Below are 25,089 nucleotides of genomic sequence, written 5' to 3' on the forward strand. Positions count from 1 at the left end.
TGCTTTTTAAATGTACCAATTTATATTCGCATTTACTAGTATTTGGCACATGATTTTTAGCTCATATTACCTTTTTTAGCCCCATAAATTAAGTATTTGAATAACTTAAGGCTACACCTTTAAGCATGGCTGGTTTAAAAAAGAAGATCAATAAGCCAATCACTAGGATACAAAATAAATAAGATAAGGAGAGCGTATATTGGTCTCGTATATGTAGCATATTTGCAATACCGAAACTTAAAATAGAGAATAAGATATAACAAACGCCACTCGCTATGCCGCTGGATGTCCCTGCATATGCTGGGAATTTAGTAATGCAATAGGTGAAATAAACATTATAAGTCAATCCCTGAAATAAATGAATACCAAATACAAAAGGTAATAAGCCCGGCAAGCCTAAATTTAACGGAGCTGTAAGCAACATTAAAAGGGCAAAAATAAGTTGTAAGAGATTAGCAAAGAATAGTTTTTGGTAAAAAGGTTTATTCATTAGTAGTTTGCCCAATAGGCCACCCATAAAAATAGCGACACCCGAAATTAATGCACAATAACCTGAGGTAACCGGAGTTAGGTGGTACTGATGTTCTACAATGAATGGGATAGTCATTCCAAATACCATGACCATGGTATAGCTGAATCCTAAAAGGACGATCCCTACACTGAAATCTACATGAGACAAAAGCATTTTATAAACGTGAAGGATACTTTTTAGGCTGAATTCTTGCTTTTTTTGAATGGTTTCGCCGCTGAACACATATTCTAATAGGAATAATAATAAGCCATAAGCTGCTAGAAAATAAAAATTGGCTCTCCAACCATAATATTCTTGCAAATAGCCTCCCAAAAAAGGTGCAAGAATGGGAGCTGTGGCCCATACAACCGTTAATAAGCTCGTGTAATGTTTTCTCTTTTCGCCGGTATAAACATCAATAAAAAACGCTCTTTTACTCACAACAATTATGGAAATTGCGATCCCTTGAATAAATCGATAAGCTATGATCCAATAGACATTTGGGGCAAAAATAATTCCTATGGAAGTGATGCTAAATACAAGTATGGCTATTAAATTAATTTTGAATCGGCCGAAACTATCGACTAGACTTCCTACAAATAATTGTGAAATACCATACGATATTAAATAGATACTGAGGGTTAGTTTAATATTAGCTTCCGAAGTGTTCAAATTAATTGCCATTTCAGGAAAGGAGGGTAAATACACATCCATTGCAAGTCCAGAAATGGGAATTAAAGCAAATGCTAATAGGCTAGCGAAAGATTCATGTTGTTTTTTTAATGCGCTCATAGTTATTAGAAAGTAGCTGCACAAAATTAAGTTCCTTGCTGGAAAATTTTGTTATACACTTCAAACAACTTTTTATATAAATCAAATATTAATCCTAAGATGATTTTTTGAAATATTTAGGACTGAATCCCGTGTGTTTTTTTATGAATTGACTAAAATGGGCAGGATATTCAAAACCCAAACTCTGTCCTACTTCTGAAATACTCCAATCACTATATTGTATTAGAGCTAAGGATTCGGTCAATACCCGTTCTTGAATAAGTTGACTCGTGGATTTTCCTGTATTTGCTTTCAAGGCATGGTTTAAATGATTCACATGAACGTTGAGGTTATCAGCAAAATCAGCAGGAGTTTTAAGTTCCAATATGGAATTGGGAGAATCAACAGGAAATTGTCGATCCAATAGTTTGATAAAACCTGTAACTAAACGATCCTTTTGTTCTGTAAAATGAATTTCTGGATAATGGTTCATCTGCGTCTTTATGGCAAGGTATATCACGACTCGTAATAAGTTGGTAATGATTTCTTTGCGAAATTCAAAATTACCTCGATATTCATCATACAGGTTTTTGAAGTATAGGCTAAATAACTCATACTCCTCATTTGTCAACATGATATAAGGGAAAATATCTCGCGCATATAGGGCGTTTAGTTTAATTAATGCCGCTTTTATTTCTCCAGTTAGGTAACCTTCGTTAAATAAGCAAATATATCCTTTACGTTTATTGCAAAGGTATTTTCGTTCCATTCCGTATGGAATATTCGGATTGGAAAACACGATACATGGTCCCTCAATTTCAATTTTTTGACCATCATATTGATAGGTCAATGCGTTATCTACTAAACAAATTTTATAGTAATCTCGCCGCATAAAGGGAAACGTATTTAGGCAACTTTCCGATTCTAAAATGTTAAAATGACTCGTATTAGCCTTATGTAAATCGAATCCCGTTGGTGTTTCTTTCCGCGTATTAAGATAATACTGTCTAATAGTTTCTACTGCCTCCATAAAAATCACTTTTTATATAAATCAAATATAAGGATGAATTTATGGATTATTATAGAATGGTTTTAGCGTATTAGGTTGTAGTACCTTCCTATAAGCCATAGGCTTATGGTCAATAACCTAGAAAATATCCTATTTATCGACAATAAAATATATGAATGTGCTGATGCTTGAGTTTGAACGATGGTTAAATGGGCTCTGCGAATAAAGGCGTTAATCAAACTGTATGAAGAATATTATACATATAACCTAGATATCCTGTTCCAAGCAGCTAAAAGCTTGCCGAATACATACATGGAATCCTTGACTAAACAACGTGATTTGCTATTTAACTTCGGTAAACACGTTTTTTGGAGGGTCATAGGAAATGGAGCCGGGCATGTAATGCGGTACGCCTAAAAGAATGCTTATTATTCCAGAACCTTCCACAAAGGTCCCTTTTTGATTTAACAATACGATAGGTCTTCTTTTTTGGTATTTCCATTTATATGGTGTGTACAAATAGTCTCCAATTAGAGTGTCTTGCTGTATTTTACCATTTATTTCGCCTTTAATTATTACATCACCAGGTTGTTTAATGGTTAAGTGTCCATAAAAATTATTTTTATAAAGGGTCAAGTGCAGGAGTGAAGTATCTCGATCGACTATAGAGATGTAATCTTTCTCACTAAGAATGACAGATTCAGGATTTGTACAGGAAAAAATAAATAAAGAGCTTATGAATATTAAAATGCGCATAGTTAAGTATAAGATGCTAAAACTAACAAATTTCCATAATATAACTTACGGAATCCGGAGAATGATAAATAAATCAGGGCTCATACCTTAATGGGCTGTTTTTAAGTTGGATCTCCTTTGGATTTTCTTCGCATTTTTCCGCAACTGTTCCATTGAATATCCGACTAAGATCCGAAGGAGATCCGTCTAAGAGTAAAGAAATACAATGCCTAAACAAATAAAACGGTTCGCTAAGTCTGACTTTTGATAACGAAAAAAGGCATACCTGTAATCGTATGCCTTTTCGCCGTATTAAAATGAATTTTTTAGGAATTAGAATGGATAACCTATGGCCAAATTAAAGACTAAATTATCTCTACGCCAATCTCTATCCCTGATGTCGATGTATTTAAATACCCATCGGTCACCAGGTTGGCGGTAAGGTACACGAAAAGGAATGGCGAAATCTGTACGGACTATTAAAAAGTCTAAATCCACGCGTAAACCTAGACCACCACCAGCAGCAAGCTCAGAAATGAATTTGTTGGAAAGTTTTCCGCCTGGTTTATTGATATCCTCCCGTTGTAACCATATATTTCCGGCATCTATAAAAGCTGCCCAATGAAACATGCCAGCTATTTTAGCGCGATATTCTGTATTCAGTTCGAGTTTAAAATCTCCCGTTTGATCGGCAAAGAAGTTTTCGTCACCTAAGTTTTCCGGTAGGGATGAGCCCGGTCCAATGGCTCTCGCTCGAAATGCGCGCAATCCGTTGGGACCCCCTGTATAGTATTGTTTTAAGTAAGGTAGTGATCGGGAGTTTCCATAAGAATAGGAGGTACCTATCATTACGCGAGAAGCTAGCGTAGAATTAGCTGTGATCTTCATATAATGTCTTAAATCAGCCTCCGCTTTAATGAATTGAGAATACGCTGTTCCAAACAAATTTTTGATGTTTCCGGCATTATAATCAGCACCTTGTATTAATCCCAAGATATTCCCGGAAGTATTTAGGCCAGCTTTTGCATAAAACGTGTGCTGCTTATCTTCCATGGTATTGGTAAACGTGTAAATATAATTAGGACCAAAAGAAAATTGAGGATCTACAATATGCCTTAATGTAGGAACGGTGTCCATTTGCGCTTTATAGGCATCAGATATGCCACGAGGTTGCACATAGATGATTTCTGCTAAGGTTAAATTATGATCTTTTTGTTCATTTTCCTTCCAAGCATAACCATAGTTTAAGGTTAGGGAATTTAAGGTGTAAGCAGTACGGCGGTTTAAGAATTCATATCCAGCTTTTAAGAATGTTTTTGGGATGTATTTTCTGGCGGGTGCCCATTTGTAAGGCGAGAGCAATCTTGGCCAAGTAATTCCTATTTCCGTACCATAGCGAATGTAACTTGAATTTAAATTGACACTACCACCCGTTTGTGTTTCATATCCACCAAATACTGATAGGGTAAGGGTTTCAAAACCTTTAAAAGCATTCCTTAACGTCCAATTGGCTGTAAGTTCTGTTCCATTGTAAACAGCAGCTGTTTTACCCACTAATTCTAAGCGGATGGATTTACGATCCATTGGAGTCAAATAATAATAAACGTCTAAATGATTAGCAGAATCAGGACTGTCGACAAATTCATTTTTTACGAATTTGAAATTATTTAAATTAACCAAGTGGTTGATGGTTTGATTATGCCAATAGCGATTATAGAGTTGTTCAGGTTCTAGAAATATATGATTTGCCAATACTTTTTTACGGTATTTATTTTCACGATCTATGATATAGATGTCTTTTTTATACTCCTCATGTTCTCTTGGCGTTCTTCTTCTCGTACCGCTACTGGTTTCCTGATAATCTGGATAGATGTAAATTTTTCCTAAATGTTGTTCCGTTTTTGCCTTTAAAGGTGTTTCTGGTTTTAAAGTCACGAACATATCCACTTTGTGATCTCCAATGGTACTATCCACTTCGACCAATAAATTATCTGGGCTGAAATAATAAAAGCCCTTATGTTTTAAATAATCATCTATCCGGTCTCGTTCATTTAAAATTACATCCAAATTGTAATTATTACCTGTTTTAAGTAGACTGGTACTTTTAATTTCAGCAATTTTTTCTCCTAAGTAAGTGTTACTGTCAATTTCAAATTTCACATTATTGATTCGAAATATTTTGCCCGGAAAAGCATCATAGCGAACAGATGCGAATTTTCCATCTATTAACGTGTCGGAAGTAACTTGAGCATGAAAAAAACCAAAATTCTCTAATTTATTGCGGAGTAGGTTTTCGTTATATTCTCGATTTACGTCACTCAATTTTACAGGTTCTTGTCCATTTCTTTTTAACCAATTTCGAACAAAATTGCTACTGGAATCTGGCCCTCCCCCCATGTTCCATAGGCCTAATTTAAAGTACATGCCGAGCAATTTACTATTGGGTTTCGGTGTCAAAGATTCTTCAAGTACCGATTCAAATGCTTCCTTGCGCTCGGCTGCTAGGGTGTCATTTTTAATATCCACCTGGCCAGCGGTATACAATTTTTCCCCATCAGCTAAATACTTCGTGGGGTTGCAAGATCCTAAGAAGATAAGACCGATCAAGCTTATAAACATGAATTTAGTTCTCATCATTCCCTCCATCTTCTTCTTCATTTTTGTAGGCTGTTGTATTACTATCTTTAATTCGTTGATTACTGTCTATAGGAACTTGAGTACTATCTTGTTGTTGTTTCAGTAAATCTTGTTGTTGTTGTTCAATCCGTTTTCTATATTCTGGACTGTGTTTCATCAAGCTATCTCGAATGATGGTTCGAACGCTGTCTCTATAAATGGAATCAATTTCCATACGATCTACATCAAAACGCTTTCTAAAAGAACTACTTTCGGTATTATAATATTCTTGCAGTGCTTTGGAATTCATAAATAGTTCTTTGAATCTATTATAACTCATATTGATTATAAATCCAATCCCAGTTTCTACAAATTGTCCTTGGAGTGTAGCTTGGTACTGGTTTTTACGATATACCCTAGCAAAATAGCGACCATCTTTAGATAATTGATAATCGAGCGAAATATCTCCAGCAATGTTGGAAGCTTTTTCTCCAGGCCGGCTATTTCCTTCTACCTCAAAATTAGAACCAATAGTAATTTTCAAACGATCATCAAATAATAGTTTGGATACACCCACATTTAAATCTGTACGCGTTTGGGCATTACCTGTAAGGTAGTCTTCCTCCGAGTTTAAATTAAAATCTAATTCTACCCCTTTAATTAGGTCTGAAGCAAGATTGTTTAATTGTCCAGTCAAGAAAGAACTTACGGTACTTCTGGCCATAGACTCTGCACCTCCACCCGATAAACTTTCGAAAGGATTGGAAGACATAAAGCGTCCTAAAGCAATGAGTGAAAAGACCTGTTTATTTAGTTCTGCTGGATCGTCTCGAATATTTGATAATGCAATATTAACTTTACTCACAACATCTTGCGAAACAATAGCATTGCTTTCATCCAAATCGATATCAAAATTGATTTCTGGTTTGAATAATTCGCCTGTCAATTTTAACAATACATTAAACGGAACGCGCTGTTTATATAAGTTTTGACTTTCTGAGCCTATTTGATTTTGCACCAATTCTAAACTCGCAAATCTACCTGTGTATACAGCCGTGATGTTCAGTCGAGCATCTAATGGATCTCCATTCCAAGTTATTGTACTTCCTTTCTGAAACCTAAAATCTTTCGAAATTGGCCCGAGTGAAAAAGTGTAATCTCCATCTTCTACTGTAAAGGTACCCGACATGGTAATCTTATCGTTGGCATCAATACTGGTATTTATTTCTGCAATACCCCGGATATTCAATGCATCCTTAGTCCCCTCATCTAAAATGATTTTAAATTTCGCTTCCCGATCGGTGCTTAAGTTCAAAGCGATATCATAGCCAGATAAGGTATTGGAAACTTTAGTCATGGAATCCAACTGGGCAAATACATTAGATCTGACGGTATCACTTCTATCCACAAATTTAACGACACCATCTCGTTGAGCCACACCTGGATTATCATTTGGAACGATAAAATTGAAGTCTGTGCGTTCATTGGCTTTTACATTACCATCAATTTTAGGTTTATCGAGATTTCCTGTGATTCGAATATTGGAGGTAAGGTACATTTTTCCAAAAAAGAGGTCATTATCTACCCGTGTGGAATTCATCACTTCAAAATCGTCCGTTGTTAGATTCAGGTTGAAATCGAAATCTGTATAAGTCTGAGTGCGGATAGTACCGTTTAATCGAGCTGTATTATTTTTAGAGTCGGTTAAATTGAAGTTCTTAAAACTTATCCCTTGGTTATTGAAGAATATTTTTTGCCCATCAATTTTCATGTTCGAATTAAGCATAGAGGCATTGATGATGGCATCAACAAACGTTAATTCACCAAGAATACGAGGGGCAGAAGTTGTTCCTGTGATTTGTAATCCACCCGTAAGATCGCCTGAAGCACCTTTTAAATTACCCATACTAAATGCCTCAATGGTTTTCATTTTCATGGGTTTTAATGCTAAGGTAGCATCGATTTGCATGTCTCCTTGTGGTGGAGAAATAATATCACCAATCAATTGTACATCGTTACCATTTTCTGTGATTCGAATATCTGCAGAATAGGTGTTTTCCTTCACGTTGTTTACTTTGACCATCACATTACCAATGGTATCCTTTCCAAAGAAAAATTTGTTGATGGTTAAATCGGAAATAAATACTGGGCTAGATTCTAATCTAGAAACGGTTGCAGTACCATTGATGCCACCGCCCAAATTTAGATTTTCAGACTCCAACATTTTGGTAAATGTTTCAATTCTAAAATTATTGAACCTTAAGTCTATAGGTGCATTTAGAGTAGAATCTTGAGATTGAATTATTAACTCCTGACCTTGATTGGAGAGGTGAAATGCAGATGCTCGGATTCCATCTTTTCCAAAGCTAATAAGATTATTAGGGTTGATAGACCATTTTTCATAATTCAACATGAGGCCATCTTCTTTTAAAGAAACACCATAATTATTTTCGGCAACATTCATGATCGCGCCTAAGTGGTATTGTTCTTTGTCCAATTTATCTTTAATCCAAAGACCGAGGTCCACTTGGTTTTCTTTGATGTTTCCACTTAAAATGGTATTGCTCAATTCGATATTGCTTACTAAAATTCGGCCTACTAATGCATTGTAATAGAGGGTGCTATCTACGGAAATGATGTCTAAACCTACATTTTCAATTTCTGTTCCTGCATAAACAATTTTAGGCGCTAGCAATTTAGCCATTATTGATTTTTCATCACTATTGAAGGTTCCATCGAGTGTGATGTCTTCTAATTCTTCCAAATCAGGCAAGAAGTCACGGATAATACGGGATTTATTCAAGCGAGCAGAAAATTCAAATTGCTGCGAAGCATACTGGAATTCCTGTTGAGTATTTGATGGGTTGTAATACCGATGAATAATATCGGTAATGGAAGAACTTAGTTCTGTTAACTTATATTTTCCAGTTAAGTGCGCATTGAGGAACTCAGACTGTAGCACTAAGGTGTTTCTACTGCTATCTGCTTGAGCTTTCAACGATACACTATCCAAAACAAAACGATCGTTATTATAGGCCAAAGACGAGTTAACAATAGCAAGAGATCCATTTAAGAAGTCTAGATCGAGTGTCTCAAAGTCTGCGATGATTTTTCCATGATAACGTAAGTCTTGATCCATCAATTTCAATTTTTTAAAATTGATGCTATCAATCTCCATTTCAGCAAATAATTTAGGGTATTTCCCCTTCATATTGGCTTCAATTTTTGTTCTAAGTTGGATGTTTGGGTCTGGACTACTTATATTACCGGCAATATCTCCAGATACAGCAGATAAGTCGAAATCTATATCGCGGTAACTATAGCCCATCGCGTCAAATCGTTTTACAGTCCCTAATATATCGGCATTCATGGTCTTTGGATTTAATCCAGTACCGGTTACTTGGGCTTGTGCAGCAACATAACCTAAAACAGAATCTTGCTTTAGGAATTCGCCTAAATTGAAATTGTCTACGGAAACAAATGCATTATAGCTGGTGTCTCTTCCCATTTTTAGGTACCCATTGATGGATGCGTTTCCTTGTTCAGTAAGGAGTTTCAAGTCCGTATCAAAGCCTGACATTCCTCCTTTGAAGGTTCCAGCTACACTAATGTTCCTCGGAAGTTGTATGCTATCTGGTAGTAGGGATGCTGCGATCAATTGTTTCAAATCATCTCGGCCAGTGACCATCTTCTTGATTTGTAGATCCAGAACCATTTTATCGATGTCAGGTAATCCTTTTATTCTACCAGAAGCAATGATATGGGTATTTTTTAAGGTCTTAAATTCAAATTTAGGAATCAATAAATCGTCTAATTTTCCACTCACTTTTCCATCAATGAAAAAACGTTTATTCATTAAGGGTTTCATGACCTCTTGCGATGATAAATCTGGGACTAAATAGGCCACATCCTTCATATCCAAATAGGATTTGGATAAATTGGCTTGCACATTCATCAGGGAAGGATTCGTAGAAATCGCTTCTAGGGAAGGATAGGTAATTTCAAATTGATCTTGAATTTTACTGAAAGGGGTTTCAATTAACAAGTTGTTTACCGATGCACCCTGGTTGGTATATTTCAAGTCTCCTTGAAGTTGTTTAAGGTAGAATCCTGAATGATCTTTCGCTGTCAGGTTTGTCAAATTGCCCGATATAGAATCTGCTGAATAATAGATGTTTTCCATTACACCAGCCAATTCTGTTAGTTTAAGATTAAAATAATCAATACCCTTCGTACGCGCTTGATTATCGTCTTTATACCAAACATTGGTTTTATCTATAACGAGTTTATCGGCGGATACAATCCAATTGATTGAAGAAGAATCTGAACCTGTATTGACGTTTACTTTTGGTGCGACTTTACCAAATAATACTTCCGAATCTGATTGATTCAATGTAACCTCTTTGAGTCGTACAATTTCTTTGTTTAAATCAATTTCATGAACATTGGCAATGAGCTCTTCTATATTAAATTTAGTATCCATGGCACCGGCCTCATCGGAATACCTAATTAAAATATTTTTAAGATTCAAGGTCTTTGTTGCCAAATTAGGAAGTAAGGAACTGGCTTCTACTGTAGGGTCATGAATTCCAAAGTCGGCAGCCGTAGGTGCTTCAGTCGCTTGAGCCACGGCCCATTGTTTTACTTCAGCAGTAAGACCATCGATATTGATCACAGGCAAATCAAAAGACATGTTTTTGGTTAAATCAAATTTTTTGATTCTTGTGTCAAATTGGTTTAGAAAAATCGAAGCTGATGTACCAATGACATCGTCCTTATATTTGAAATTTATTCGTTCAAAATTGACTTTATCAATGTCGAAGACAAGTGCAGAAGAACTATCTGCTGTGGGACTGCTTTCTTTTTGCGTCGCAAATGCGTTTACAATATAGTCAAAGTTAAAACTACTGTCTGGAAGCGTCCGGTTGATTTTTGCGGTAATTCCTTTCAGTTCAAATTCTTCAATTTCAATGGTGTTTTTTAATAATTTGAACATATTAATGTCCACCAATAATTCTTCACCAGCTAGTAAAGTGTCTTTAGTCTGATCTTCAAAATAAACATTTTGAAGCACAAGTTTTTTTGGGAAGGTGATGTTTATATGGCCTATATCTACTGGAGTACCTATTTTTGTTTCTAAGTAATTCGTCACCTTGCCCACGATGTAGTTTTGTACAGCAGGTAGTCGAATTAGAAAAATAAGTAATAAAAGTAAAAAGATAATGGATCCCAAAATCCATAAAAATGTTTTTAATGCAATACGACTAAATTTATTCAAAGCGATAGAATAACTTTTTGTTAATTATATTAATCTATTAACAGGGTAAAACCTATTTTGTTTAGAATTTAAGCCCTAAGCAATAGTAATTTATTCATACAAATATAACTTTTGCATTGTAAATAATACAAGTTTGTTCCGTTAAGCATTGATATTTTTATCAATAAATGAGTCTGTTATCGTAGTTATTTCAATAAATAATTGATTTCACTAAATTTTTATACAAATCTGGATAATAAATGTGCGTTATTCTCAGGAAGTTTGAGAACTAAAGTTTAATAAATTATCAAAATTCAGGCTTGTTTTTCTTATGGAATTGTAAAAATTTTATGGTCTAATTTTAATTTGCTAGCTGGAGGTACTAATCTATTTTTAAGGAGGTTATGTGAGCTTTTATAAAAGGAATATTATGAAGGTATACGCTGTTTTTTGTGAAAAAAAATTAGTAATTTTAATGCAAATCTATTTGAAAAATACAGCTTACTATGAAAAGAAAAAATTTTATCGCCAGTATCCTTGTTGGCACAGCTTCGGGCAGTTTATTGGCCTCATGTGCAGATGGAAAAAAGGAAGAAGAAAAAACGTCTTCTGAATCAAAAACTGGATTTATAGTTCATAATGTTTATTTCTGGTTAAAGGAAGGGATTACTGCTGAGGAAGAGCAAGAATTTTTGAAGTTCATTGAAATTCTAAAGAAAATCCCTGGAATTTACGAATATGAAATCGGAAAACCTTCGCCCACCACACCTAGGCCAGTCGTAGATAATTCATTTTCATATTATTGCATGGCTACATTCAAAAATATGGAAGATATTGAAACGTATGAGAAGCATCCCGATCATATTGCTGCAGCAGAGGCATACAGTAAATATTGGACTAAAGTAGAAGTAAAAGACGCTACTTTGTTATAAGTATAACCTGATATAACATAAGAATGGCCAATCTAAAATAAGACTGGCCTTTTCTATTTTTATTTACTAAACAACAAAATTTTACTTAATGTACTTCTATCGTACTATTTTCTGATTTATCTTCGGAGGTAGGAATGTCTGAGTCTTGTTGCTCTTCCGGTTTTTCTGCTCGTTCTACTGTAATTTTACATTCGGTCAATAAAGCAGCAATAGCACCTACAGCGGCAAAGATGGGTGCAAATACAACTCCAATAACTCCAATAGTAACTGGGAAATTTAATATTTCCTTTCCGTTTTTATCAGAAAGACTAATTTTAGTTACATTTCCCTCAGCAATTAATTCCTTTATTCTCTTTAATAAGTTCTCTCCCGTTACGGTGAATGTTTCTTTTATTGACATAATCTTTAAATTAAATGTTCTACTTTGCTTTCGCGTTTAATTGATAATCAAAGATATAGTAAGATTGTTTTAGTTGTATCAATTACTAGGCTAAGTGAACTTATTTTTCGGTAATTAACCATAATTAATCGGTAAATGCGTATTAATCAACTTTTAATAACCATACCAATGTAACGTCTAATATTAAAAGTTTATTGTTTTGTTGGCTTTGATTAACAAAAAGCTAATGATTTTTTATATGTAACTTGTGTTACCAAACATTTGATTTCAGTAAATTAGTTTTGCATTAAAATATAAGATATGGATTTAGTTTTAGGGCCTTGGCCATGGTATGTAGGGGGAGCCTTAGTTGCTTTAGTCATGGTTGCATTGGTGTTTTTAGGGAAGAGCTTTGGTTTTTCTTCCAATTTTCGGAATATATGTTCCATGCTAGGAGCCGGGAAGAATTGTAGCTTTTTTGATTTTGATTGGAAAAGTCAACGATGGAATCTGTTGTTTTTAGTCGGAGCTGTAGTGGGAGGTTATCTAGCGGCAAACTATTTGTCAGTAGATCAAGTACCAGTATTAAATCCAGAAACAATTGATGATTTGAAAGTATTGGGATTTGCGAGTGCTGGAACAACTTATGTACCTGTAGAAATATTTGAAATTTGGTCTATAAAAAATGTGTTGCTTCTCGCAATTGCAGGATTATTGATTGGATTTGGAACTCGCTATGCTGGTGGCTGTACCTCGGGACACGCTATATCAGGGTTAAGTAATTTACAGTGGCCTTCATTGCTGGCTGTGATTGGTTTTTTTATTGGTGGATTAATCATGGTTCATCTGTTTTTTCCTCTAATTTTTTAAGCACATGAGAAGTATTATATATTTAGGATTGGGTGTCATTTTCGGATTAGCCATGTATAAGGCAGAGGCGGCCTCTTGGTTTAGAATTTTTGAAATGTTTCAGTTTCAATCGTTCCATATGTATGGATTCATAGGTACGGCTTTAGTTATTGGCGTTATTTCCTTCCAATGGATCAAAACGTTAAAAAAGAAAGATGTCGATGGGCAAGCTATTGTACTGCCGGTAAAAAATAGCTCTGTGGTACGCTATTTAGTAGGGGGTATTCTTTTTGGCTTAGGTTGGGCATTGGCAGGAGCATGTCCAGGACCTATATTTGTGCTTATTGGGGCTGGCGTATTTCCCATGCTGATTGTGGCTTTATTTGCCATATTGGGGACATACTTGTATGGTTTGGTAAAGGATAAATTACCCCATTAACAGAGGGTATTCGCTTTAGTATTTCGAATTGTTTTGCGGAAAGTGAATTGTTTATTGTGCAAAGCAATTCCAATTGAATTAAAATAAATAAATAGAATTTGCATATGTTTTTTCAACAAGTTTATGATCAGACACTAGCTCAAGCTAGTTATATTATAGGTTGTCAAGTAACAAAAGAGTCGATAGTTATTGATCCGAAGCGGGATGTTGATACCTATTTAGCTATTGCTAAGCAACAAAATTTACAGATCACACATATCGCAGAAACACATATTCATGCTGATTTTCTATCAGGTTCTCGTGAATTACAAGCTTTGACTGGTGCTAGATTGTTTTTGTCTGATGAAGGGCCTGAAGCATGGCAATATGAGTTTCCGCATGAAGGCTTGAAAGATGGGAATGTTATAAAAGTAGGAAATTTGAGTTTGACCGTCATGCATACGCCGGGTCATACCCCTGAAAGTATCAGCTTTATCCTTCGGGATCATCCTGCATCTGATGAACCGGTAATGATTTTCACTGGGGATTTTGTATTTGTAGGAGACATTGGTAGACCAGATTTATTGGAAGAGGCTGCAGGAATGATCGGTACAAAAGAAATTGGTGCCGCACAAATGTTTGACTCTTTAAAGAAATTCGTAGAACTACCCGATTTTGTTCAAGTTTGGCCTGGACATGGTGCTGGATCTGCTTGTGGAAAATCCTTAGGTGCAGTGGCTAGTAGTACGGTGGGGTATGAGAAAATTCGGAATTGGGCATTTCAATATACGGATGATTTCGAAGGTTTTCAACGGTACCTATTGAGCGACCAACCAGAAGCACCCTATTATTTTGCCATGATGAAGAAATGGAATAAGGTGGATAGACCGTTATTGCTACATGTTCCTCATCATCCGAATATAGATTTGACGACCTTAGAACTTGTAGAAGGATATACTTTGGTAGATACGCGAAGTAAGTCCGAATTCGCTAAAGGTCATGTGAAAAACTCCATAAATATTCAGCACAATAATGGACTGGCGAATTGGGCAGGATGGATGCTCTCCTATGATGAAAAGTTGATTCTGTTGGTAGAGGATGGTGAGCAAGAAGCTGTAACTAGAAAGTTGATGCGTATTGGGATGGATAATATCGTGGGTTTTGTAACGTCTATTGCTGCGGTAAAGGATTTGGAAATGAGTCAATTGTTGGATGCTGATAGAGTGGAAGAGTGGAAAAAAGACCCTGACACAATGCTGCTGGACGTGCGAAGTGTATCTGAATTTAAGAATAATCATATTCTAGGAGCTAAACATCAATTTGTTGGTTCGCTAGTCAAGAATCTGCCAGCGGAATGGAGAAATAAACGAATTATAGTATACTGTCAATCTGGAGATCGTGCTACGATAGCCTACTCATATTTGAAAAAACATGGTTTTCATAATCTCTATAATTATTCAGAAAGTTTTACGGATTGGTTGAATAAGGGGAAAGCCATAGCAAATTAATTGCTGTTTTTTTTAAGGATATTGTGCGAAGAATCATGAACGCATGATATCCTAATTGGTTTCTTATTCCCTTAATTTAAAATGCTGTATAGGATGGGGTGGCTACCTAATAGAAACGCAATCTGATAATAGGAGATGTTTTTCTTTTGGAAAGCTTCTTTTAAAGCAGATATTGCTTTGGATTTGGCGAAATAAACGGTGCTGGCTGTTGTTCCTAATTCTTCACATATTTCATGTGTTTCTTTGCCTTCAAAAAAAGATAGTTCAAATATTTTTGCTTGCTGCGCAGGTAGTCTTTCAATTTCTATGGCGATTAATTCGATTAATTCGGTATAGATGATTTTCGTAAGAATATCTGTTTCTTTCCATTCTAATTCTTCTAAATGTAAATCATCGTGAGCGAGGCGATTTCTACTTTGTTTCAGAAAATCTATGGATTTATGTTTGCAGACTACGTATAGAAATGATTTAATAGCATCTGCTTGCAGCATATCAGTTCGCTTTTCCCAAAGTTTAACAAAAGCATCTGAAACAATTTCTGTAGCAATTTGGTTGTCTTTCACTATTTTAAATGTAAAAAAGTGTAAGGCTTGGCTATGTACTTTCATGAAGAAGCATAATGCTTTTTCATTTCCTGCCTTCAAATCGACAACTTGTGAAGCTAACAAATCTGCAGTAATAGCCATAAGTAAATGCTAATTGGTTAACGTAAATTTAATATTAATTAAATGAATTAGGAAGTGTTTCTTGTTTTATTTTAGCTTAATTGATTATTAAAAATCAATTTTTTTAATATTTAATGGAAAGCTGAAATTTCTTTGTATTTATTGTCATTTTCAATCACTTAGCTTCCAATAATTGTTTACTGTTTATACCGTTTGATTTTGCAATTTATTTAAGAAAAATTAAAGAAAGCGTTTAGGGAAACCCTAAACGCTTTCATGTTCTTTTTTAAAATTAATCGGTAGAACGGAATGCCCAAAACCAGGCAGTACCCCAAGCACCGACACCAGTTTCTGGATAGGCTAATACTAACTCATTGCCGTTTATTACAATGATATCGTAAGCGTATACAGGCCCATTTCCTTCATTTGGCGATTTTCCGCATAATACAGTTACACCTTTTGTTGTCAATTTACCTATAGACCATTGGTCACCATTTTCCATATTTAGCTTTTTGGTCATATCAAAAGAAAATGTCCCCACTTCCGTAGTTCCGTCTGCTTTGATCTTCGTTAATTTAGCTCCTCTAAGTGAAAGCGTCATTTTAGCGCCCACACCTTCATTGGCAGCTTGGCCATGAATATCATTTTCCTTTAAGGTCCACCATGCAGGACCTAAACTTCCCAAGTAGCCTCCATTACCCCATACAGCAGGTTTTGTTTCATCCCATTTCCATGTTCTTTCGGACCCATTGGTAAGAAATCCCCATTCAGGTGGTACTGGAAAGGTAAGTTCATCAATAGTGACTTTGACACTTTTGCTGATTTTACTACCATCTGCATTTAAGCCAGTGAAAATAATTTCATTTTCACCCGTTGATACCATGAGTACGGTGTCGGATTTGCGTTGAGAAACCCCAACACCATAATCCCAGGAAGATAATACCTGACTTTTGTTATCAACAATAATTTTATTACTTCGTTTTCCATTAACCATTAAAGGGGTCGCAGAAAGTTCTAATTGCTCTGCTGTAATGGCAGAACCTAACTCCATTCTATCTTCTATAGGTTCACAACCAAAGGAAAATAGGGAAGTAGCTATGACGATTAAATTAAATAACTTTTTCATTTCTAATGCTTTAATTACCAACCTGGATATTCATTAACTGGTTCACCCCATCCTTTATTTTGGGTTAACAATCCCGCTGAGAGTGCAATTTCAGATGCAGGAATAGGCCAAAAACCTCCGGTAGCTTCAAAACGTGCTTTGTAGCCTCCGCCGAATGCCTTCATTTTGGTGTCTAATCCTTTATTTTTTATAGAAACACCTTCTTGATTGGCTAAAGCGGTAGAAGCATCTCCCCAACGCATTAAATCAAAATAACGAACGCCTTCAAAAGCAAGCTCCCAACGTCTCTCCCGTTTTAATGCATTTAAGGAATAAGCTACTGGATTTAATTTTGCTCTTGAACGAACACGGGTCAAGTTTGTAGCAGTTTCTGTCAGTTCCGCATGCATTAATAAAACATCTGCGAAACGAATTAACACTAAATCTTGGGTATGGGCTAGTTGATAATCTGCTGGTGCTTTATCAGTTAAAACAGCATAAGATGGAATCAATTTTCCTTCACTGTAAGCCGTGATAGGAATATACTTTTTCTGCCATAATCCAGTTTCTTCCATTTGGCTATCGGCGCCATATATATAACCGGTCAAATCCGTATCTGCATTTAGAATAGATCCAGTGCGTCGGATATCGGTAGGCTCAGCAGTACGCCATTCTTCCCAAAGGTTGCTATTTACAGGTCCTGCACCCCAGCCTTGTCCAAATGGGAAGGTGTTGTCTTGACCGTTATTGGATCTTAGTCCGGAATGCAAATTCATTTGATTGGTATAACCCAACATATATTGGTCTCCCCAATCGGCAAGTGTTCCGAATTTTACTGCAAATACTATTTCTTTATTGCCATCACCTGCCCATGATAAATTATTGTCCTTGGCATAGTCATAATCTTCCTTGGTATAGGTATTGCTGTATGGCCAAAGATTTCTGAAGTCTCCTATTAAATCATGACCACTATTTTGAATGCAATTTTCTAACGCTTGAACTACTTGGGCCTTGGTAAAGCTTCCACCAGAAGTTAAAGGCAATTCGGTCTTTTTATAGTAACCTGTGTAAAAAAGAAAAACCCTCGCTAATAAAGATTGCGCAGCCCATTTGGTCGCATGTCCAGAAGGTACCGATGAATAGGGGGTAGCAGGCATCAAATCGATAGCTGTTTTTAAATCCTCGGCTATCAATGCATAGGTTACGTCGGCAGGTGTTTTAGGCGTATTCACAACGATGGAACTCGTAATTAGTGGGACTTCTCCAAACATTTGCGATAACTCAAAATAATATAGGGCACGTAGGAAATGCACTTCGCCCAATAATTGATTTTTTTGTGCGTCTGAATCCCAGCCGCTTACTTTATTGAGGTTTTCTATCGCCGAATTTGCTCTATAAATACCTTTGTACCGCGCACTCCAAAATGGTAAAAATCGATCAGGTAAGGTGTTCATCAAATGATCTAGCCCTTGCATGTCTTTATCATTTTCGCCACCACCACCAAAACGGTCATCAGAAGCTAGTTCTGCCATATAGAAATGCGAATGCGGCGCATTGGTCATCGCTAAACTCAAGCTGTTATATATCCCTACCAGCATGGAGTTAGCATCTGCAACTGTTACTGGATAATTTCCTGTATTTTTTTTACTGAAACTTTCAGAATCTAAGAAGCTTTCGCAAGAACTTAGAAACCCAGCTGCCAATAATATTAATATCGTCTTTTTCATGTCGTCAACTAAAATTTAAGATTTAAACCAAACATTACCGTTCTAGGTTGAGGATAGAATCCTAAGTCAATTCCAGATACCCAGCTTTGATCATATCCATAGCCGATTTCTGGATCCATACCGCTATAATTCGTAAACGTGTATAAATTTTGTACTGTAGCATAAATACGCGTTTGACTAAATGGTGAGTTTTTCCACAATTTTTTGAGGTTATACCCAAGTGTAACATTCTGGATTTTTACAAAATTTCCATTTTCAATGTATAGGTCAGATATGTTTTGATAGTTACTGTGGCTACCATTGGTTAACCTAGGGTATTTATTTGAAGTACCTTCACCGTGCCAACGTTGAAAAACTTCAGTGGTATAATTTTGAAGCGGGCTATCGGCAAAGGAACGGTACGATTTTGCAATCTGATGCCCAAATGAGCCAATCGTGGTTACAGCTAAATCTATTCCTTTATACCCCAGACTAAAATTAAAACCTCCACTGAAATCAGGATGAGGATTTCCAATCATCACTTTGTCAGCATCTGTGATTGATCCATCGTTGTTTGTGTCTACAAATATGATGTCTCCAGGTTGTGCAGTTGCTAGTACTCCTACATTTCTACTTCTGTAATCATTGATTTGCTCTTGGTTTTGAAAGATTCCTTCCGTTTTATAACCGTAGAAATAACCAATTGGATATCCTTCTTGGGCACGGTACATTTCTTTTGTACCTTGACTTAAGACATCCGAAGCACCGTGAATAATGCCTTCCGAATTATCGATTTTCAGCACCTTGTTTTTATTATAGGCACCATTTAATCCAATGCTATAATCGAAATCACCTTTGGTATCCGCCCAATTAATCCCTAATTCAATACCCTTGTTTTCAACATCACCACCATTGATAAAAGGAGCACCAGTACCAAATATCGCTGGAATAGGAGCTACCACAAGCCAGTCTATGGTCGATTTTTTATACCAATCAAAAACTACCGCTAACTTATTATTGATGAATTTAGAATCAAAACCAATGTTTATTTGCTCGGATGTTTCCCATTTAATGTCTGGATTAGGCATAATATCAGGGTATCCACCTTTAATCAAGCTGTTTTTATTATTTCCAAAGTAATAACCTGCTTTATTACTGATATCAATCGTAGAAAGGTATTGGAATGGCTCGATGCTCGCATTACCATTTTGACCCCAGCTCGCTCTAACTTTCAAATAATTAATTTGAGGACTGCTTTTTAAGAATGATTCATTACTCAATACCCATCCTACGGAAGCTGAAGGGAAATAACCCCATCTATTTCCTTTAGCAAAGTTTGAGGAACCATCTGCTCTCAAGGTAACAGAAGCTAGGTAAGTTTCATTGTAATTGTAAATTGCACGACCGAAGAAAGAAGCTATAGACCCGATTGGCCAATGTACCCCATTCACTGTTTGATCTTTAGGGTCACCAGATCCATTGGATAACCAAGCTTTATCCCATTGATTTGGGAAAGTTGATAGGGTAGTCGATCCTCCAACACCTTCTCCTAATCCCCACTTTTCTACCGAATGACCCACCACTAAATCTAAGTTATGATTTGCCATAGGCTCTAATTGATAATTTAACGTATTTTCTAACACCCAGTTGTAGCCAAGGCTTTGATTTTGAGAAATATCATCAATAGCGTTGGTCACTGTAGTTGATAAATTATAAACAGGGGTATATTGCCTATACGAGGAAGCACTCAAGCGGTAACCGAAATTAGATTTAAAGATTAAATCTTTTATAGGTTGAATTTCAAGATAAGCATTCGCTGAAAGGTTATGATTTTTATTTAAGTTCAAACCTCTGCGGTAATTCATTTCAGCTAATGGGTTGGCGGTAGCACCGTCTAAATCCCAACCATCAGCAAGCTTACTTGGCTGATCATAGAAATCGCCAGCTTCGTTGTAGGCTGGTAACAATGGATTTCCAACCAGCATATTATGGATATCGTTCCAATAGATATTTCCAATACCTATACCTGATCGATTACCATAAGCATAAGAAAGGTTTTGTCCAAATTTGAGGATATTGAAGTCATCATTTTTCAAAATGATATGATCGGAGTTTAATCGGAAGGTATGTCTTTTAAAGTTTGGTTCAACAGGTACCCCGTAAATACCCTCTCTATTGGTAAAGGAATATCCCATTGAAAATTTGGAAATGTCTGATCCTCCCGTTAAATTCAATGAAGTATTATGTAGAATCGCATTATCATTATGTATTTCTTTTAACCAGTTGGTTCCATTCCAAGTACCATCCATTATTTGTTGGTATTGCTTCGGGATTTTTGTAGCCCAGTCATACGGCTGCGAACCTTCATTGAATAACCTTTCATCTTGAATCGCCATATATTCCTTGGCCGTTAATAAAGAAGGAAGTTTATAGGCATTTTGCACCCCTAAATAGCTGTCCAAGCTAAAAACCATTTTTCCAGATTTTCCTTGTTTAGTAGTAATCAACACGACACCATTAGCTGCGCGAGAACCGTAGATGGCTGAAGAGGCAGCATCTTTCAGGATGTCAATATTTTCGATATCCGCAGGATTTATCATGTTGATGTCTCCACCGGCGATTCCATCAATGACATAAAGCGGACTCGAATTACCAATTGTACCAAGCCCCCGAATAGTGACTTTAAAACTTTCACCAGGCATTCCTGAGCTTTGCGTAATTTGTACACCAGGAGCTTGACTTTGTAGTGCTTGTAACACATTTGGAGTACTCAATTTCTGTAAATCATCGCCTTTCACTTGGATAGTTGCACCTGTGCTTAGTTTTTTCTTTTGCGAACCGTATCCAATCACCACCACCTCATCCAAATCATCCAATCCTTGTTTTAAAATAACGGTAACATTATTTTGGCTGCCTACATAAACCTCCGATGCCTGATACCCGATATACGTAATATTCAGGGTCGGGTTTGCCACAGTAACAGCGATGCTGAAGTTTCCGTTTGTATCCGTAGAAGTTCCCGCATTGGTTCCTTTCACCTGTACGGATGCTCCTTGAATAGGTTCCCCATTGGCATCAGTCACTCGCCCCGTTATGGTGCGCGGTTGAATGGATTTTACCTCAACATTCATCAGCGTCCGCGTAGTTTTGGAGGTCGTTCTTTTTAAGATGATAGTCCCATCGGCAATCTCCCAAGTAATCGGCTTATCCACAAATAATGTTTCCAATGCCTTGGAAAGCGTTACATTTTTGATGTTTGCATTGATTTTCGTGTTTGCAATTTCCTTCCCAGTTAATAAAAAAGGAACTCCACTTTGTTTTTGAAGCGATTGCATAACCTTAACCAAGGGGGTATTGACCACTTGGACAGAAACCTGTTGTGCAAACCCATTAGCTGAAAGCTTTAGGATACTCAGGATGGTAAATAAAATGGTTAGTTTCATAATTAATACCCATTTTTTTAATTTAGGTATGACAGTTATACTGCCATAATCATTTTGTTGTATAAAAAACATAATTTTGTACAATTAGGATTTCATATTGATTAATGGTTCATTTTTAATAGTATGTCATTTGATTGACTTTGATCCTAATATATAGGCCGGACAGTAAGGTGAGAATTACTGTTCGGTTTTTTATTAGGATGTCCCGATTAGGTAGGGAATGCGTGTTTTAGTAAATGTTTCATAGCAGTTCATATTTAGTTTAGTTATGGTATAGCAATAAGTTGATTAGTGCCCTTTATGTTTTGAAGTTTAAATTTTATTCCGCTCTTCTCCAAAATTCGAAGAACTTCCCCTAAATTTTTATCTCGATCTATTTCACCATACAAATACGTTTTTGGGATATGCTGTTGTCGGTCAATCTCCAGATTGTACCATCTCGCCAAACTTTTCATCGCATCGTTCAGTGGAGTTTCAAAGAATAAAAACTTATTATCTTTCCAAGCCGTATACTGACTTACATCGACGGATTCTTGGGTTATTTTACCATCCTCATTGATCGATTGTTGATTGGGCTTTAAGCTGATACTTTGACCCGCCGTGTGTATATTAACAGAACCTTCTACGAGTGTCGTGATGGTTTTACTATCGTCTTGGTAAGCGGAAACATTAAATGCAGTACCTGTAACTTCTATATCTTGAAACTTATTGTGTACAATAAAAGGTACTTTTTTGTTTTTTAAAGTGCGTTTAGCCACCTCAAAATAAGCCTCTCCCTCTAAAGTGACTTCTCGTTTTTCTGCGTTGAACTGCAAAGGATAATCCAGTTTAGAAGCAGAATTTAACCATATTTGGCTACCATCTGCAAGGACGATATGATACTTACCGCCTTTAGGCACAACAATACTAGCGGTTAAATTTTTTAGTTCTTGTATATCCATATCCAAAACAGGGCTGCCATCAGCGTATGCTAATCCATCTTCTAGTGCAATACCATCTTGATCGGTTCTTAGCTGTATGGTTTTTCCATTGGAAAGTTTAAGATGCGCTTTATTACTTCCCGGTCGGATGGATGATAATTGGATAGCCTCATCCTGACTTACTAGCGGTTGTTTCAGCAAAAAGAAATAGGTTAACCCAGTCAATAGGATACATGCCGCACTGATGTATGGCCATCTGTATAATTTTTTAAATAGGGATTGTTTTTGTTGAAGTTTAAGTTTTTGAATAGTCTTACTTTCCAATTCATTTTGCCAAGCTTCGTTGGTATACCTTTTTTGTTCCAACCATTGCCAAGCATCTTCGAATACCTGATCCTTTTCAATTAGATTTTTGAAAAAGCTTTGGTTATCCGGATGTTCATCCAACCAACTATATAATTGAATACGTTGGTCGGGGTTTAATTTCCCCTCAATATATGCTTTAATAAGTTCAGCGACTTCTGTAGTAGATTTCATGCTGTTTATAATGGTCTTCGTGGAGTAAAACGATTGAAAATGGAAAACCTTAGTAAATTTTTAAAAATAATTTCGGGAGTATGAAATATGACACTAGATCAAATGCTTGGTTTGTTGCTGAGCTCTAGTGAATTACGGTTATTTAATGTTTAAACACGGTATTTTGAAGGTTAAACTATTTTTTTTCAATATACATGGGATAAAACAAAAATGTTAAAAAAATGTTAAATATTGCAGGATAGAGCAGGACAGTTTTCTCACATTCAAAAATTAGATTTGAATCATACCTTGTATAGACAATTAAATTATTTGCAGATCCCGAATATTATTTCTTAATAATTAACCGACATATTGCTTAGAAACTTAAACTATAAATAACCACATAACTTAACTAAATTTTTATGATTAGCATCAAATCAAGATTCATGCGAATGACTTGTTTGATGGGATTCCTTGCCTTAGTTTCTTTGGCTGTCAGTACGTCGTGTAAAGACGAATCTGATGAAGACAAAGTCTCTATTCCGCATGATTCTTCGAAGCCCGTCAAACTAGACCTAGTTTATCCAGATTCAGGAAAATATCTGGAAAAAGTGATGATTACAGGGAGCAATTTCGGAACAGATCCCAAACAAATTAGAGTATGGTTCAACGGCAGAAAAGCAGCGGTTGTTGGATCCACAGGAGATCGAATGTATGTATTAGCGCCAAGACTACCTGGTGATACCTGCAAGATTTCTGTCGCAGTAGGCAGTGATTCCATTGTTTATGACAAAGACTTTTATTACAAGACTTCAGTTACTGTAACCACTATAGCAGGGAATGGCAGTAGAGCAACCTATCGCGATGGCGATTTAACACAGTCTATTATTGCTGCACGCTACTTGTGTGTAGATAAGGAAGATAACGTGTTTATTATCAATCGTGTACCAGACATGTATCATGTTGCTCGTATAGATGAAGAAAATAATGAACTGATAACCGTTGCTAGGAATGTAGTCGCCAATGTGCCTGCAGCAGATCCAGAAACAGGAACCATCAGTTTTCCAACAGAAACGACAGTAGGATCCTATTATTCGTTAGATCCAAAAGAATTTTGGGGACCTAGAATCCGGGAGATGCGTTGGCCTGCAACTGGAGACCGACCTGAGCAAGGATGGAAACACTCCATGGTGTTCAACCCAACGGATGGATTTATTTATACCAGGTACTATTTTGGTCATATAGTTAAGATTAATCCAAGAACTTACGAGGTAGAGACCATCTACAAAACAGAGCAAGGAGATAGCTACGGTTTATCCTTTAATCCTAAAAATCCAAACGTATTGTACATTTCATTTTTTGGAAATTCCGGTGTTAATGCAAATAGCATAGCGAGTATAGACGTAACTGATCCGCAAAATACTTTTAAAAGATTGACCGGCTCAACCGCAGGTGGACATCGTGATGGAAAATTAGAAGTTGCTCAATTCCGCAATCCAGAACAAATATTCTGTGATGCAGATGGGAATATGTACATCGCTGATTCAGGAAACCATTGTATTCGCAGAGTTAATCCGGAAGGATTAGTGGAAACTGTCTTAGGAATGCCAGGAACAGCAGGATGGCGCGATGGAGGTAAAGAGGATGCCTTGTTTAATAACCCTTCAGGAATCGGAATTAGTTCGGATGGATCAGTCTATGTTGCTGACTTTGGGAATAACCGTATACGGAAGCTATCAATTAATTAAT

General features: G+C 36.4%; 16 protein-coding genes. 5 read left to right on the top strand and 11 right to left on the bottom strand.

From position 1 onward, the window contains the following. Nucleotides 1-88 precede the first annotated feature (88 nt). From ACFRAE_RS08000 to ACFRAE_RS08020, 5 genes are all read right to left on the bottom strand, one after another. Nucleotides 89-1,303, bottom strand: a complete 1,215-nt coding sequence (locus ACFRAE_RS08000) for an MFS transporter (RefSeq protein ID WP_422796615.1) — start codon at nt 1,301-1,303, stop codon at nt 89-91. Between the two features lie 94 nt (nt 1,304-1,397). Beyond that, nucleotides 1,398-2,312, bottom strand: a complete 915-nt coding sequence (locus tag ACFRAE_RS08005; protein WP_422796616.1) for a helix-turn-helix domain-containing protein — start codon at nt 2,310-2,312, stop codon at nt 1,398-1,400. Between the two features lie 321 nt (nt 2,313-2,633). Further along, a complete protein-coding gene (locus ACFRAE_RS08010) occupies nt 2,634-3,047 on the bottom strand; it encodes a hypothetical protein (RefSeq protein ID WP_422796617.1) in 414 nt (137 codons plus the stop codon). Nucleotides 3,048-3,359: 312 nt separating this feature from the next. Next, nucleotides 3,360-5,684: a BamA/TamA family outer membrane protein gene (locus ACFRAE_RS08015; RefSeq protein WP_422796618.1), complete on the bottom strand. Its 2,325-nt coding sequence runs from the start codon at nt 5,682-5,684 to the stop codon at nt 3,360-3,362. Then, nucleotides 5,650-10,920: a translocation/assembly module TamB domain-containing protein gene (locus ACFRAE_RS08020; RefSeq protein ID WP_422796619.1), complete on the bottom strand. Its 5,271-nt coding sequence runs from the start codon at nt 10,918-10,920 to the stop codon at nt 5,650-5,652. Before ACFRAE_RS08020 ends, ACFRAE_RS08015 begins: the two co-directional genes overlap by 35 nt. Nucleotides 10,921-11,405: 485 nt before the next feature. Here ACFRAE_RS08020 and ACFRAE_RS08025 point away from each other — a divergent pair, with 485 nt between their 5' ends. Continuing rightward, nucleotides 11,406-11,831 (top strand): Dabb family protein, encoded by a 426-nt coding sequence (locus tag ACFRAE_RS08025; RefSeq protein ID WP_422796620.1) that lies wholly within the window; start codon nt 11,406-11,408, stop codon nt 11,829-11,831. Between the two features lie 85 nt (nt 11,832-11,916). On the opposite strand, the gene ACFRAE_RS08030 is transcribed toward ACFRAE_RS08025, so the two are convergent. Further along, on the bottom strand, nt 11,917-12,231 hold the full coding sequence (locus ACFRAE_RS08030) for a DUF4342 domain-containing protein (protein ID WP_422796621.1): 315 nt from the start codon (nt 12,229-12,231) through the stop codon (nt 11,917-11,919). A gap of 300 nt (nt 12,232-12,531) precedes the next feature. Here ACFRAE_RS08030 and ACFRAE_RS08035 point away from each other — a divergent pair, with 300 nt between their 5' ends. The 3 genes from ACFRAE_RS08035 to ACFRAE_RS08045 all read left to right on the top strand — a co-directional run bounded on the left by ACFRAE_RS08035 (nt 12,532) and on the right by ACFRAE_RS08045 (nt 14,985). Then, nucleotides 12,532-13,080: a YeeE/YedE family protein gene (locus ACFRAE_RS08035; protein ID WP_422796622.1), complete on the top strand. Its 549-nt coding sequence runs from the start codon at nt 12,532-12,534 to the stop codon at nt 13,078-13,080. 4 nt (nt 13,081-13,084) lie between these two features. Then, nucleotides 13,085-13,498, top strand: coding sequence for a DUF6691 family protein (locus ACFRAE_RS08040; protein WP_422796623.1), 414 nt, complete (start codon nt 13,085-13,087; stop codon nt 13,496-13,498). A 104-nt stretch (nt 13,499-13,602) separates the two neighbouring features. Then, nucleotides 13,603-14,985: an MBL fold metallo-hydrolase gene (locus tag ACFRAE_RS08045; protein WP_422796624.1), complete on the top strand. Its 1,383-nt coding sequence runs from the start codon at nt 13,603-13,605 to the stop codon at nt 14,983-14,985. Between the two features lie 71 nt (nt 14,986-15,056). Here the strand turns inward: ACFRAE_RS08045 and ACFRAE_RS08050 are convergent, their stop codons facing one another. From ACFRAE_RS08050 to ACFRAE_RS08070, 5 genes are all read right to left on the bottom strand, one after another. After that, nucleotides 15,057-15,671 carry a sigma-70 family RNA polymerase sigma factor gene (locus ACFRAE_RS08050; RefSeq protein WP_422796625.1) on the bottom strand — a complete coding sequence of 205 codons (615 nt, stop codon included), beginning with the start codon at nt 15,669-15,671 and terminating at the stop codon, nt 15,057-15,059. A 271-nt stretch (nt 15,672-15,942) separates the two neighbouring features. Further along, on the bottom strand, nt 15,943-16,776 hold the full coding sequence (locus ACFRAE_RS08055) for a hypothetical protein (RefSeq protein WP_422796626.1): 834 nt from the start codon (nt 16,774-16,776) through the stop codon (nt 15,943-15,945). Between the two features lie 14 nt (nt 16,777-16,790). Further along, nucleotides 16,791-18,482, bottom strand: coding sequence for a RagB/SusD family nutrient uptake outer membrane protein (locus tag ACFRAE_RS08060; protein WP_422796627.1), 1,692 nt, complete (start codon nt 18,480-18,482; stop codon nt 16,791-16,793). 8 nt (nt 18,483-18,490) lie between these two features. Further along, nucleotides 18,491-21,904, bottom strand: coding sequence for a SusC/RagA family TonB-linked outer membrane protein (locus ACFRAE_RS08065; RefSeq protein WP_422796628.1), 3,414 nt, complete (start codon nt 21,902-21,904; stop codon nt 18,491-18,493). Between the two features lie 266 nt (nt 21,905-22,170). Further along, a complete protein-coding gene (locus ACFRAE_RS08070; RefSeq protein ID WP_422796629.1) occupies nt 22,171-23,361 on the bottom strand; it encodes a FecR family protein in 1,191 nt (396 codons plus the stop codon). Between the two features lie 401 nt (nt 23,362-23,762). Between ACFRAE_RS08070 and ACFRAE_RS08075 the strand changes: the two genes are divergently transcribed. Further along, the gene (locus ACFRAE_RS08075) at nt 23,763-25,088 is read left to right on the top strand and encodes an IPT/TIG domain-containing protein (RefSeq protein ID WP_422796630.1); all 1,326 of its coding nucleotides are present in this window, start codon (nt 23,763-23,765) and stop codon (nt 25,086-25,088) included. Nucleotide 25,089 lies beyond the last annotated feature (1 nt).

Source organism: Sphingobacterium sp. HJSM2_6 (assembly GCF_049316305.1).
In the GTDB taxonomy this organism is placed as follows: domain Bacteria; phylum Bacteroidota; class Bacteroidia; order Sphingobacteriales; family Sphingobacteriaceae; genus Sphingobacterium.